This window comes from Polyangium jinanense (assembly GCF_028435265.1).
In the GTDB taxonomy this organism is placed as follows: domain Bacteria; phylum Myxococcota_A; class Polyangia; order Polyangiales; family Polyangiaceae; genus Polyangium; species Polyangium jinanense.
In genome coordinates, this window is sequence record NZ_JAGTJK010000036.1 from 35,926 (window position 1) to 49,146 (window position 13,221).

10 protein-coding genes are annotated in these 13,221 nt (G+C 70.7%); 7 read left to right on the forward strand and 3 right to left on the reverse strand.

All coding sequences use genetic code 11. The features are described from left to right. Positions 1 to 29: 29 nt before the first annotated feature. Complete coding sequence (locus KEG38_RS39150) at positions 30 to 1,163, reverse strand: vWA domain-containing protein (protein WP_272425557.1); 1,134 nt, start codon at positions 1,161 to 1,163, stop codon at positions 30 to 32. A gap of 266 nt (positions 1,164 to 1,429) precedes the next feature. Here KEG38_RS39150 and KEG38_RS39155 point away from each other — a divergent pair, with 266 nt between their 5' ends. The 4 genes from KEG38_RS39155 to KEG38_RS39170 all read left to right on the forward strand — a co-directional run bounded on the left by KEG38_RS39155 (position 1,430) and on the right by KEG38_RS39170 (position 6,471). Continuing rightward, entirely contained in the window at positions 1,430 to 3,214 is a 1,785-nt protein-coding gene (locus tag KEG38_RS39155; RefSeq protein ID WP_272425558.1) for a PE-PGRS family protein, read from the forward strand. A gap of 121 nt (positions 3,215 to 3,335) precedes the next feature. Further along, positions 3,336 to 4,472, forward strand: coding sequence for a hypothetical protein (locus tag KEG38_RS39160; RefSeq protein WP_272425559.1), 1,137 nt, complete (start codon positions 3,336 to 3,338; stop codon positions 4,470 to 4,472). A 68-nt stretch (positions 4,473 to 4,540) separates the two neighbouring features. Beyond that, complete coding sequence (locus tag KEG38_RS39165; protein WP_272425560.1) at positions 4,541 to 5,320, forward strand: hypothetical protein; 780 nt, start codon at positions 4,541 to 4,543, stop codon at positions 5,318 to 5,320. Further along, positions 5,317 to 6,471, forward strand: a complete 1,155-nt coding sequence (locus KEG38_RS39170) for a peptidase MA family metallohydrolase (RefSeq protein WP_272425561.1) — start codon at positions 5,317 to 5,319, stop codon at positions 6,469 to 6,471. Before KEG38_RS39165 ends, KEG38_RS39170 begins: the two co-directional genes overlap by 4 nt. 110 nt (positions 6,472 to 6,581) lie before the next feature. On the opposite strand, the gene KEG38_RS39175 is transcribed toward KEG38_RS39170, so the two are convergent. After that, a complete protein-coding gene (locus tag KEG38_RS39175) occupies positions 6,582 to 7,154 on the reverse strand; it encodes a hypothetical protein (protein ID WP_272425562.1) in 573 nt (190 codons plus the stop codon). A 51-nt stretch (positions 7,155 to 7,205) separates the two neighbouring features. Between KEG38_RS39175 and KEG38_RS39180 the strand changes: the two genes are divergently transcribed. Then, positions 7,206 to 9,899 (forward strand): DUF2169 family type VI secretion system accessory protein, encoded by a 2,694-nt coding sequence (locus KEG38_RS39180; protein WP_272425563.1) that lies wholly within the window; start codon positions 7,206 to 7,208, stop codon positions 9,897 to 9,899. 2 nt (positions 9,900 to 9,901) lie between these two features. Here the strand turns inward: KEG38_RS39180 and KEG38_RS39185 are convergent, their stop codons facing one another. Next, a complete protein-coding gene (locus tag KEG38_RS39185) occupies positions 9,902 to 10,624 on the reverse strand; it encodes a polyprenol monophosphomannose synthase (protein ID WP_272425564.1) in 723 nt (240 codons plus the stop codon). A gap of 172 nt (positions 10,625 to 10,796) precedes the next feature. On the opposite strand from KEG38_RS39185, the gene trxA reads away from it, so the two are divergent. Continuing rightward, positions 10,797 to 11,120, forward strand: coding sequence for a thioredoxin (gene trxA, locus KEG38_RS39190; RefSeq protein ID WP_272425565.1), 324 nt, complete (start codon positions 10,797 to 10,799; stop codon positions 11,118 to 11,120). Between the two features lie 108 nt (positions 11,121 to 11,228). Continuing rightward, complete coding sequence (locus KEG38_RS39195) at positions 11,229 to 13,178, forward strand: serine/threonine protein kinase (RefSeq protein ID WP_272425566.1); 1,950 nt, start codon at positions 11,229 to 11,231, stop codon at positions 13,176 to 13,178. Positions 13,179 to 13,221 lie beyond the last annotated feature (43 nt).

Sequence of the window (13,221 nt, forward strand, 5' to 3'; positions counted from 1 at the left end):
GTTTTTCGAGGCCGCGCGCGCTTCGGGTTTTACTTGGCCACCTCGGTCTTGCAGCCGAGGGCGATCTGCACCTTCGCGCCGAAATCCTTGCGGACGGCGTCGCAGGTAGTCGGGCAAAACGAGATCTTCGAGGGGACGACGGGATTGTCGTAATACCAGCCGAGGCCGTTCGTGCAATCCTTGTCCTGGAGGATCGTCTCCGGCTCGCCGCCGCTCGACGGCGTGAAGAGCACGTTCACGAAGCCAGGATCGACTTCGCCGCCGGAGACCTTCGTCGGAATCTCGTAATCGCAAGGTAGCGCCTTTCCGCGGGCCTTCGCGAGCGCATTCTGGAACTCGACCTGGACGTTCACGCTGCCGACGAGGATGGCCGAATCGGTGCCGCCCGCGGCCGCGATCAGGTTCGCCGTGTCCTGCGGGACGCCCTGGAGGCCAATCACGAACGTGCGGACCTTGAATTGCGAGAGGCCCGTCGCCGCGAGGTTCGCGATGACCTGCGGGTCCTCCGGATTGACGCCGCTGCACACGGGCGCGGGCCCGACGGGCGCGCCGTCCGTGACGAGGAGCACGGCGCAACCCGTGCCCGGCTTTTGCTGCAATGCGTCGGCGCAGGCGAGGATGGCGCCGCCGAGCGCGGGGTAGATCGGGGTCTTGAAGCCGTTCGGGTCCTCGGCGGCGATGGCCTGAATGATCGGCTCGGCGTTCGCCGGCAGCTCGCCGAAGGGCACGACGGGCGGCTTGTAGAGCATCTGATCACATGTGGACTCGGCCGGCAGGGGGAAAAAATTGAGCGCGACCGAGGTGCCGGCCGACGTCGGATCGTTGACGAACGCCGCGAGCCCCGCCTCGCCGCTGTTCCACTTCGTTCCCACCATCGAGCTCGACTTGTCGAACGCGATGTAGAGCGAGAGCGGCACGGACTTTCCTTGTTCGGTGATGAGGCCGCATCCGGGATCCACGACGCCGCTCGAGCTACTGCTGCCGTTGCCCCCGACGAAGATATCCCCGCCCGAGCCCATGCCGCCCATGCCACCCGCGCCGCCAGCGTTGCCAGCGCCGGCGCCGCTGGGATTGCTCCCAGGAGGCAGGTTCGAGTCGGGCGCACAGGCTACGCCGAGGGCGCATGCCGATAGAAGAAGCAAAGCGGCGTGGATACGGTTCATGCCTCGATGGTGCACGATCGGGGGGAGAGGCGTCAACCTGGCCGGGCGTCGCCCGCGCTCGCATTCCGACACGCCCGGACGACCCGGGTCGGACGATCACATTCGGGCTGTACGGTGTTCGTCAAAAGAAAAGAAATTCCTTGCCAACCGATGGCGCGGGAGCGAAAGATCCACGCATGCGCGCGCGTCTTCATCTTGGTACGACACTGGGTTTGATCGGGTTGGTAGGGGCGGTTTCAATCACGGGCTGCGCCGAAGGCGGGTCCGTGACGTCCGGAGGCACCATCACCGGCGGCACCGGCGGCTCCGGCAACTCGGGCGGCTCCGGCGGCTCGGGCGGCGAGGCCGGCGCGGGCGGCGCGGGCGGCGGCTCGGGATCGAGCTCGAGCGCGAGCGCGTCGAGCGGCTCGGGCGGCGCGGGTGGCGAGGCCGGCGCAGGCGGCTCCGGGGGGATGGGCGGCGCAGGCGGCGAAGGCGGCGGGACCGGCGGCGGCGGGACGGGCGGGGGGATGGTCGATCCATGCTCCATGGGCTGCCCCACAGGCACCTGGGACATCGACGGAAACCCGCTCACCGGCGAGCAGTGCGGCTGCGAATACCAGTGCACGCTGGTGAGCGCCGACAGCGACCCGATCGACGACCAATACAAGGACGACAACTGCGACGGTACGGACGGCGTCGCGGAGCAATGCATCTACGTTTCGGTGGGCGCGGGCAGCGACGCGAATGCGGGCACGCGGCAAGAGCCGATGCAGACGATCGCCGCGGCGATCCAGCAGGCGCAGGCCAAGGGAGTGCCGTCGGTCTGCCTCTCGGGCGAGATTTACAACGAGGCCGTGACCGTGGTCTCGGGAATCAGCATTTACGGCGGATTCGATCATAACAACGCCGATTTCCGTTTCCGGAGGACGTCCGCGGTGACGACCACGGTGAAGGCCGTGGGCACGGTGTTTTACGCGCCGCAAATCGACAAGGATACGCACATCGAGGGAATCTCGATCGAGGCCGCGACGCCGCAGGGCGCGAGCGAGAGCACGTACGGCGTGCGGCTCGGCGGCGGCGTCGGGCAGCTTTATGTGCGGTACAACAAGATGGTGATCGGCAACGCCAACAGCGGCGACGTCGGGGCGAACGGAACGGCGCACGCGCAGTCGCAGGCGCCGAACGGAATCAATGGGACGAACGGGGCAGCGGAGAACAACAACTCCGGCTTCGGCGGCGCGGCGCAGGTCTGCGACGCGCCCGGCGGAAAGGGCGGCGACGGCGGCGCGAATTCGTCCGCGGGGCAGAATGGCTCGCCCGGGAACGGCGGCGCGCCGGGCGGGCAAGGTTCGTCGGCGAACAGCTGCACGCCCGGCATCGGCGGCGCAGGGCCCACCGGTGGGACCGGTCAGAATGGCGACCCCTCCTCGCAAGGCGCGGCCGGCCTGGGTGGCAATTCACTCGGCAGCGTGATGGCCAGTCTCTATGTGCCGGCCCACGGCACCGACGGAGCAAACGCCCAGACGGCCAAGGGCGGCGGCGGCGGCGGCGGCGGCGGCGGCGGCAAGGGCGACGGGCTCTGCTTCGGCGAATGGGACAAGGGCGGCGGCGGCGGGAGCGGCGGCTGCGGCGGCAAGGGCGGCAACGGCGGCAAGGGCGGCAAGGGCGGCGGCGGCAGCTTCGGCGTGTTCGCCGCCTCCGGCAAGGTCGTGGTGTCCAAGAACGAGATCCAGACGGGCGCCGGCGGCAATGGCGGGCTCGGCGGCAATGGCGCGCTCGGACAGACGGGCGGCATCGGAGGGAACGGCGGCGGCAACAGCGACGACAGCGGCGCCGGCGGCAAGGGCGGCAACGGCGGCAAGGGCAGCGCGGGCGGCCCGGGCGGCGGCGGCGGCGGCGGCCCGAGCGCGTGCCTCGCCCGCGCCAGCGGCGTCACGTTCACGTACGAAGGCAATAGCTGCTCGACGGGCGCGGTCGGCCTCGGCGCGAACGGCGGGACGAACCCCGAGGGCGGCGTGGGCGGCAAGGGCCAGAACGGCACGTCGGGCCTGAACATCCAGATCAACTGAAGCCACGCGCCTCGCGTGAGGCAACGAAATGGGGCGGTCCGTACGCGGTCCGCCCCATTTCGTTGGTACGCTCTCGTTTCCTCTTGCGTCGCCGGCCTCTGAACGGTACGGACGGCGGGCAATGGCCATCGAGATCGTCGAGCTCGGCGAGAAGGACAAGAAGCGGCGGCGGGATTTCTTGGACGTCGCGCGGGACATCTACGCGGACGATCCCGTCTGGGTGCGTCCCCTCGACATGGAGGTCGAGGACCGGCTCGACCGGAAGAAAAACCCGTTCTTCGATCACGGCGACGCGCAAGCGTTCGTCGCCTACCGGGACGGGCGCCGTGTCGGGCGTATCACGGCCCAGATCGACCACACGCACCTCGAGCGGCACAAGGACGCGGCCGGGTTCTTCGGGTTCCTCGATACGATGGACGACCCGGAGGTCGCGCGGGCCCTGCTCGAAAAGGCCGCGGACTGGAACCGCGCGCGGGGGATGAAGCTCCTCCGCGGGCCGATCTCGCTCAACATCAACGAGGAGCTCGGCTGCCTCGTCGAGGGCTTCGATACGCCGCCGATGATCATGATGCCCCATCACCGGCCCTACCAGGGCGGGCTCATCGAGCAGGCAGGCCTGAAGAAGCTCAAGGATTTCTATGCGTGGTCGTACGACGTCGGCTCGGTGCCGACGCGTGCGCAGAAGGCGTACGACGAGATCCTCAAGATGCCCGAGGTGACGGCCCGCCACTTGGACCCGAAGCGTTTCGGCGAAGAGGTCCGCGTCCTCATGGACATCTTCAATGATGCGTGGAGCGACAACTGGGGCTTCGTGCCGCTCTCGGAGCGCGAGCTCGCCAAGATGGCGGCCGACATGAAGCTCATCCTGTTCCCCGAGATCACCTACCTCGTCTCGATCGACGGCGAGCCGGCCGCGGTGGCGCTCGCGCTACCGAACCTCAACGAGGTGATCCACGATTTCGACGGAAAACTCTTCCCGTTCAACGTGGCGAAGCTCCTTTATCGGCTGCGCGTGAAGGGGCCGAAGAGCGCGCGGCTCATCATCCTCGGCATCAAGAAGAAGTACCGGCACGTGCGCAAGTACGCGGGGCTCTCCGCGTTCCTCTACGTCGCCATGAACCGCGCAGCGCACCTGCTCGGCCTCGAGCGCGGCGAGCTCTCGTGGACGCTGGAAGACAACGCGGCCATCAATGCCGGTATCCGGCTGATGGGCGGGCGCATTTACAAGAAATATCGCGTCTACGAGCGCGAGCTGTGAGCAGAATGGGCCCCGTGCTCACCGAAAAACACTTTGACGGGGCGATAGGTACTCCGTAAAATCCGCACATGCGTTCTCGTGTGCTCGCCCTTACCCTCGCCGGGTGCGGGACGTGGCTCGGCTCCGCGGGCGTCAGCATGGCGGCCGAGCCCGAGGCGCGAGGGTCGGGGGCGACGACGGCGACGGCGCCCGCAGGCCGCGGGGCGGTCGTCGTGGCGATCGGGAGCGGCGTGGAGGCGGCGGCAAAGCCGCTCGCGCGCGAGATCTACCGGGACGAGGCGCTCCGGCCGAGCCTCGATGATCGGGCGGCGCGCGTGCTCGCCGGCGAGGCCGTCGCGGCGGATGCGCCCGCCAAGGAGCGCGAGCTCGCCGAGGTGCGGAGCGCGCTCACGACGAACGACGACGCTCCGAGCCGGAGGCTGCTCGCCTCGCTCGGAGCGGAGCAAAAGGCCGAGATCGTGGTCGCCGTGTCGATGGCCGGAGATCGCCCGGTCGCGCGGGTGCTCCGCGTGGGAACGGCGCGTTACGAGTCGATCGAGCTCGGGCCGACGATCGAACGAAGCGAGGCCGGGGAGATTCGCTACACGTGGCCGGGCGCCGCGGCGACGTTGCGCAAGCTCGTGATCGTGCCGCAAGCCGCGGCTCCGGCGCCGCTCGCGCCGAAGCAAACCAGCACGAAGGCCCCGGCGAAGCCGGAGGAGCCGACGCCGAAGCCGTTCTACAAGTCGGCCTGGTTCTGGGGGCCGGTCGGCGCGATCGTGGCCGCGGGCGCCGCGGTGCTGATCACGTCGAAGGTGACGGAAGACTCGACGGGCATGGTCCGGCTGAGAGGGCAGGTCGCACCGTGAGGGTGTGGTCCTCGGCGCTCGCGCTCGTGCCGGTCGCGTCGTGGCTCGTCGCCCCGAACGCGTTCGCCGCGCCGCGCCCGCAGGACGCGCCGGTCGTGACCGATCCACGCGCGGCCGTTCCCGCGCGCCCCACGGGATACCTGGAGCTCCAGGAAGCAGGCCTCACGTTCGCCTACCACCCGTCCGCGCACGAGCGCGTGCGCGCCGCGATTCCTGCGGTGCTTCGGGCGCGAAAAACCATGAGCGAGCTGCTCGGCCGCGAGGTCCTCGGCGCGGTGGAGATTCGCGTGGCCGCGGTGCCCGAAGAAGTGCGCTCGCTCGGCCCGATGGAGGACGTGCCCGGGTATGCGCCGGCGCTCGCCTTCTCGAAGCAGGGGCTCGTGGTGACGAGCCTCGGCTCGCATCGATCCCTCGAGCCAACGGATCTCGGCGTGGCCCTGCCGCACGCGCTCGCGCACGTGGCGCTCGACGAGGCGCTCGACCACAAGCCCGCGCCGCTCTGGCTGCACGAGGGCTTCGCCGCGCACGTGGCCGGCGAGGCCTCGGCGATCCGCGCGCAGTCGCTCCTCCTCGCCACGCTGCAACGGCGCCTGCACGGGATCGCGGCGCTCGAAGGAGGCCTGCCGGCCGACGCGCCGGAGACGTCGCTCGCGTATGCGCAGGCCGCGGATCTGGCGCGGTTCCTGACGGACAAACCTCACCGGGCGGCGTTCGTGGGCGCGCTCGAACGGGCCCGGAGCGGCGAGCCGTTCGAGCAGGCGCTCGCGGCCGCGCAGGAAGCGCCCCTCGCGCAGATCGAGCTCGCGTGGCGGCAGGATCTCGCGCGGCGGTACGGCTTTTTGCCCGTGTTCCTCGCGGGGATCGGCGTCTGGACGCTCGGCGTGCTGGTCCTCTTCGCGCGGCGCGTGGTCGAGCGTCGCCGCGCGGCAGCGACGCCCGCGCCCCGCAACGAGCCGCGGCCCCTCGCGATCGAGCCCGCGCCCCTTTCGCCCCCGCGCCCACGCCCGCGGCCCGCACCCGCGCCGCTCCTCATCGAGCGCATCGACAACATCGACGCGGAGCGCGAGCGCGAGGACATCGGCAAGGCGTTCCCGCCGGAGGCCGAGGTGCCCAAGGTGGAGCACGACGGCGACTGGTACACGCTGCATTAGGGAGAGCGCCGATCGGCGCTCTGCGAGATCGCGAAGCGAGATCGCCTCGGGGGGTGAATCGGCCGGGCTTTGCCCGGTCGAGAGGGGGACGCGAGGCGTCCCCCTCGGGACTAGGGGAAGACGCGCGTCCGCAGGTATTCCGCCACCTGCGCGCCCAGCACCTCGCCGGCGCTGCGTAGACGCCCACCGCTCGAAGGGTTCGTCATCGTGGCGGGCACGACGGCGCGGAACTCGAGCACGTCGAGCCGTTGCGGCCCTGGGCCCCAGATCTCCAGCGTCATCCGCACCTCCGAGGGCCGCGCCGCGACGTAGGCGTAAAAACCCGGCTCGATGAAGGTGACCACGGGCCGCACCACGAACGGGCTCGGCGCGGGCACGGACACGAACTGGACCTCGGGCAGCTCCTCGGTGAGCTCCCGGCCGAATTCGCTGGCGAACGCCCGCTTGTCCTCGTCCCAGCTCGACTGCTGCTCCGCGTCCTTCGACGCCTGGTACTCCGCCTCGCTCTTTTCGCCGATCCGGACCCCCTCGAAGTGCACGGGCTCCACGGCGAAGCTTCGCTGGTTCACGAACGGATTCGGCACGGCCTTCGCCACCACGGTCCACGGCGGCCCACACGCGACCGTAAAAAGCGACAGGAGACACGCCAAAAACCACGGCCGCGTCGAGATCATCGCCGTCATGCCAGAACCCCCGTATCCGCTTTCGCGACGGTCGATTAGTATCACTCCGCCATGGAGGTCGTCACGGTTTGTCCCTTCCGGGTCGCGTCGCTGCTCTGGCAGCCACGACGCGGCGGGTGGGTCCTCACGGTCGTCTGCAAGGCCACGTACGACCTCGCGCCCGTTCAGTCGCGCCTCGCCGCGAACCAGGACGATCCGAACGAGGACGACAACCACTGGAACGACGATCCCGCGCGCAGCGTGTACTCGCCGAGTGATCTCGTTCCGTTCAAGGTGCGCGCCGACGTCGTGCTCGTGGGCAACGCGTTCGCCCCGCGCGGCGAAGCGTCCCGGTCGATCCTCACGCGCCTCGTCGTCGGCGGGATCGACAAATCGATCGAGGCCTTCGGCGAGCGCGTGTTCGGCCCGGACGGCGCGGTGCGCGAGACGAACCGCGTGACGAAGGTGCCGCTGCGCTACGAACGCGCGACGGGGGGTCCAGACACGCTGAACCCCGTGGGCATCCGGCCCGACGCACAGCCGGACGCGTACGGCGTCTCCCCCGTGCCGAACTTGCAGCCGCCGGGGCTGCTCGTGCAGAGCCGCGCGGACGTGATCCCCCCGATCGGGTACGGCCCGATCGCGCCGACGTGGCCGGGCCGGATGGAGGCGCTCGGCGCGCACGCATCGTCGTTCTCGCAGCAGATCGTCCGCGAGCAGCCGGTGCCCGACGACATCGATCCCGCGTACTTCGACTGCGCCCCGCGCGATCAGCAGCTCGACGAGCTGCGCGACAACGAGCGCATCGTGCTCGAGAACCTGCACCCGCAGCACCCGCGGATGGTGACGAGCTTGCCGGGGCTGCATCCACGCGCCTTCGTGGTCCGGCCGGGCGGAAACCCGCAGGACCTCACGATGAAGTGCGACACGCTCTGGATCGACACGGACCGGGCGCAATGCACGCTGACGTGGCGCGGGCAGATCGGTCTCGACAGACCACACGGGCTCGGGCGCGTGGTGGTCGCGATGGAGGAGCCGGGGCAGCGGCTCACGTGGGCCGATGTCGAGCGTCTGCTCGTGGCGAGCGGGCAGGCGAGCGAGGCGCTCCCGGAGACGCCGTCGGAAGCGCCCGCGCGCCCGACGCCGCCCCCGACCAAACCGCATCGACCGGCGACCGTGCCGTTCCTGCGGCCCGACGTGGCGGGCGACATCCCGGCCAAACCACCGTCGCCGTCGCCTGCGGTCTCCGCGCTGAGCCAGATGAGCGCGCCGCGCGCGGACAACGCGTTGCCGCAGCCCCGCGTCGCGCCCGCGGGCGGCCTGCCGTTCATCGCGCCGAAAAACGTGGCGCCCGCCGCGAGCATGCCGCAGCAGCCGCCGGCCGATCGTCCGCAGCCCGGAGACGCCGCGCCGCCGTGGCTCTCGGCCGCGCGCAAGTCGCCTGCGAGCGTCCCCTCGCCGGCCGTGCCGAACGCGACGCCGTTCGCGCCCGCCGCCACGCCGTCCCAGCCGCCGCCCGCGACGCCGTTCACGCCGCCCGCCGCGCAGCCGTCCGTGCCGCCGCCGCCTCCGCCCGCGCGTGTCCCGCAGGCCGCTCCCTCGCCGAACCCCTCGCCGCTCGACAGCCCCTGGGCAAACCCGTCCGCGCGCCCAGGCGGAGGCGAGAACATCTCGACGCCGACCGTCGGCAGCATGGCCGCGAGTTTGTCCCCGCCGAGCCCGATCACCCCGACGGCGACCGCGATGGCCGCCGCGGGCCTCGCCGGTGCGGCCGCCGTCGCCGCGTTCTCCAGCGCCTCGCAGGCCACGCCCCCGCCGCCCGTCGCCGTCGCGAACGCCGCGACTGTCGGCGCCGCCGCGGCCTCGAATGCGGCCGCCGCCGCGGGCCAGTGGTCCACGCCGAGCGACAGCTCTCCCTCGCCCTCGCCGGCCGTCTCACCGCGCCCGTACACGCATCGCGGCCCCGTGCGCGACGTCGTCGACCTCATCTGGTACGACCCGAAGGCCGCGCCGAAGATGCGCGAGCACCCGAACTGGAAGCTCCTGCTCGACAAGAAACCCGAGCCGCGCGACCTCGACTTCGACGACGAGCCGCCGCCCGAAGAGCCGCCCGACGTCCGTGATCGCAAGGACGTCTTCGCCGTGCTCACGCGGGGCGTGACGACCGACGCCGAGGGCATCCAGGAGGCCATCGCCGACGCCGTCGCCGACGACGGCACCTTCACGCCGCCGCTCGTGCTCGTCTCGGCCGAGCTCACCTTCCCCTTCGACGAGCTCGAGACGCTCAAGGCCACGGTCACCGCCGTCTCGCCGCTCATCGCGGGCGACAAGAAGCTCAAGGAGACCGTCGACACGGTGAACGAGCTCTTGAAGACGCCGTGGCTGTCCTCCTCGAGCGGCGTCGCCGAGCGGCTCACGCAGCAGGTGAAGGACGCCTTCGCGCAAGGCAACCGCATGCTGCCGCCGAGCTACCTCGACTCGCACACCGAGCGGATGCTGCTCGAGCAGCGGCACTATCAGAAACGCACGGTCTTCGGCGAGCCCTGGATCCGCAGCGTCCTCGTGCCCCCGGGCTCGCCGTCGGCGATGCCCGCGTACCTGCCCGAGAGCCTCACGAAGAAGCTACCGATGTTCCAGCGCTTCAAGGCGCGCATCGTGGCCGAGGCGCACATGCAGCAGGACGAGTACGAGAACCATCCGGCCGCGCTCAAGGTCGTCGCCTTGGGCCGCGTCGTCAGCTTGCAACGACGCGGCTTCATGCGCTGACGTCAGAGCTTGCCGGTCATCGCGTCGAAGCGCAGCCGCCAGACCTCCACGACGGCCTCGGCGAAGATGCTGCGGCTCATCTTGGAGTGACCCGCGCGCCGATCGACGAACACGATCGGCACTTCGGTCACGCGCAGGTTTTTCCGCAGCGCGCGGTACGTCGTTTCGATCTGAAACGAGTAGCCGTTCGAGCGCAGCGTCTCGATGTCGATCGCGAGCAATGCGCGACGTGTAAACGCCTTGAAGCCCGTGGTCAGGTCGCGGATCGGCACGCCGAGGATGCTCCGCGCGTAGAGCGAGCCACCCTTCGAGAGCACGTGCCGCCCTGGCCCCCAGCCGACGACGCCGCCGCCGGGCACGTTGCGCGAGCCGAGCACGACGTCCGCGCCCTCCTCGATCGCCCGGAGAAACGCGGGCAGGTACTTCGGATCGTGCGAGAGGTCCGCGTCCATCTCGACGACGACGTCGTAGCCGAGCTCGAGCGCGCGCCGAAAGCCGTCCACGTAGGCCGTCCCGAGCCCGAGCTTGCCCGGACGATGCAGCACGGTCGTGCGCGGGTCCTCGGCGGCGAGCGTGTCGGCGACGGCGCCCGTACCATCGGGCGAGGCGTCGTCCACGACGAGAACGTGCGCTTCGGGGACGACCTCGAGCACGGAGCGCACGAAGCGCGGGAGGTTGTCACGCTCGTTGTAGGTCGGCGTGACGACGAGAATCCGCGGGGCCATTCGAGCTCGTGTGCTCCCCGACGCACGGAGAGGCGTGGGGTCATGTAGCAGAAAGGGAGCGTCAGCAGGAAGCCTTGTCGGCTCCAAATCTCGAAGTTACGTTTCGTTGCCCTACCGGATCGTGCGGGTACCGGCGACAGGCGCCAACGGCCCGGCGGAGTAACGAGGCACCATGGCTAGCAAGAACGTCCACACCTTCACTGAAGCGAATTTCGAGTCCGAGGTCCTGAAGTCCGACGTCCCGGTGCTCGTGGATTTCACCGCCACCTGGTGCGGCCCCTGCAAGGCGCTCGCCCCCATCGTCGACAAGCTCGCCGACGAGTACCAGGGCAAGGTGAAGGTCGGGAAGCTCGACATCGACGAGAACCCGAAGGTCACGGCGAACTACGGCGTCCGCAGCGTGCCCACGGTGATCGTCTTCAAAGGCGGCGCGAAGGCGGGCTCGCACGCGGGGCTGACGAGCAAGGAGAAGCTCGTCGCGCTCCTCGGCGTGTAAGACGAGCCACCGAAACCTGACGAACGTACGAGCGCGGCCCCTCGGAGCACGAGGGGTTCGCGCTCGCGTCTTTTCGCGGCTCCATTTTCCTCGTAGAGCTTGGCTCTCGTGGACGCCGAACTCCGACAAAGCCTGATCGGCCGGGTGCTTCATGGCGCCCAGGGCGTCCGTTACGAGATCGGCGAGCTCGTCGGCGAAGGTCGATCCGGCTGGGTCTTCAAGACCACGAGCGAGCACCTCGGCGCGCCCGTCGCCGTGAAGGTGTTTCGGCCCGAGCTCGTGGATGGAGCGGCGTCGCTCACGCGGTTCGCCCGCGAGGCGACCTTCCTCCACCGCGCTCTCGCGTCGCTCACGGATCGTCGCGGGCTCGCGCACGTGCTCGATCACGGCACGATCGAAAGCCCACGCGGCGCGCTGCCGTGCCTCATCCGCGAGTACCTGCCGGGGCAAAACCTCGCGCGGGTGATCGCCGCGCACGGCGGCTTCGGGCTGCCCGCGGCACGCGCGCGGCGCATCATGGGGCACGTGGCCCGGGGGCTCTTCGCCTCGCACGAGGCGGGCTGTGTGCATCGGGATCTGAAGCCCTCGCACGTGCTCATCGCGCAGGAGCGCGGCCAGGAGACGGCCCGCATCACGGACGGGTTCGTCACGCATCTCGGTCCCCAGGATCCGATGGATCCGCCGAACTTTCTCTACGGCGCGCCCGAGAGCTTCGGCCAGGTGCAGGGGCCGTTCGGGCCCGAAGCGGACGTGTACTCGTTCGCGGCCGTGTTGTACGAACTTCTCTGCGGGACCGCGGCGTTCGCGCCGAAGTCGGGCGAGCCGAAGCCGAAGGCGATCCTGCGCCTCGTGACGGGCGACCGGCCGCAGCTCGGCCGCGTGCGCGCGACGCTCCCGGCGGAGCTGCGGGATCGGCCGGATCTCGTGGTCGCGCTCGACCGCGAGATCGGCCGCGCGACGAGCACGAATCCGAACCAACGGCATGGATCGATCCGGGAGCTCTGGCTCGCGCTCGAGCCGCTCCTGCGCGAAGCGGTACGGCCGACCGCGAGCGGCGGGAGCGCGCCGGACGAGCCCGTGAGCTTCGACTCGGTCTTCCCGCGATCCACCGAGGGCGCGCGCCTCGCCGCCGCGATGCCCGTGCCGCCGCCCTCGGCCGCGCCCGTCGCCGCGCCGATGCCCGCGTGGGAGATGCTCGGCCCCGCGATCGCGGGCGAGCGGCTGCGCGCGGCGATGGTCGTCGAGGACGGCCGCGCGATCGTGGCGCTCGGCACGCGGGGCCTCTATCGGCTCGCGCACGGCGCGTGGTCTTTGGCGCCGCTGCCCGCGGGGCTCGACGTGCGGGCCGTGCGAGGTCTGTCGCGGCTTCCCTCGGGCGAGCTTCTTCTCTTCGGGGATACCGGGCTCTGCGCGGCCCTCTCGCCGCGCAGCGGGCTGCGGCGGATCCCGCTCCCGGAGCACGATCTCACGCTGCTCGCGGCGCACGCGGACGATCGGGGGATCGTGCTCGTCGGCGAGCGCGCCTCGCGACCGGGCGGCGTGGTGCTCTTCTTGCCGAACGAAGGCGCGAAGGCGACGCTCGCCGCGCCGGACAACGCGCGCTTCGCGGGCGTGACGCGCACGAGCAGCGGACACGTGATCGCGGTCGGCATGCAAGGCACGCTCGTGGAGATCAGCGAGCGCGGCGCGCGTGACGTGCCGTGGGGGCGCACGGGGCACCTCTACGCGGTCTCGGCGGGACCGGGCGGCGTCGCGTACGCGGTGGGCAGCGGGGGACATGCGCTCCGCGTCGAGCCTGGGCACGGCGGCGCGGTGGCGACGCTCGAGAGCGTGCAGACGACGCGGGATCTCGTGGGTGTCGCGGTCGATCCTTTGACGGGCGGCGCGTGGGCCGTGGGCGCGGACGCGCGCCTGCTCCAACGGCAGGAGGGCGGGTGGATCCGCGTCCCGCTCGATCCGTCGGTCACGAGCGGGCTTTTGCTGGTCTGGCCCCGCGCGCCGCGGATCCTCGTGGTCGCCGAGGATGGATCGGCGTTCTGCTGCTACGCGGGGGGCTGAGCGGAGGCGGTCGCCGGAAAGGCGAGCCTCTTGTCAAGGGGCT

What these genes read in the sequence shown, in the direction of transcription:
- KEG38_RS39150 (WP_272425557.1), bottom strand. Translation starts at nt 1,163, where the DNA reads ATGAACCGTATCCACGCCGCTTTGCTTCTTCTATCGGCATGCGCCCTC.
- KEG38_RS39160 (WP_272425559.1), top strand. Translation starts at nt 3,336, where the DNA reads ATGGCCATCGAGATCGTCGAGCTCGGCGAGAAGGACAAGAAGCGGCGG.
- KEG38_RS39165 (WP_272425560.1), top strand. Translation starts at nt 4,541, where the DNA reads ATGCGTTCTCGTGTGCTCGCCCTTACCCTCGCCGGGTGCGGGACGTGG.
- KEG38_RS39175 (WP_272425562.1), bottom strand. Translation starts at nt 7,154, where the DNA reads ATGACGGCGATGATCTCGACGCGGCCGTGGTTTTTGGCGTGTCTCCTG.
- KEG38_RS39180 (WP_272425563.1), top strand. Translation starts at nt 7,206, where the DNA reads ATGGAGGTCGTCACGGTTTGTCCCTTCCGGGTCGCGTCGCTGCTCTGG.
- KEG38_RS39185 (WP_272425564.1), bottom strand. Translation starts at nt 10,624, where the DNA reads ATGGCCCCGCGGATTCTCGTCGTCACGCCGACCTACAACGAGCGTGAC.
- trxA (WP_272425565.1), top strand. Translation starts at nt 10,797, where the DNA reads ATGGCTAGCAAGAACGTCCACACCTTCACTGAAGCGAATTTCGAGTCC.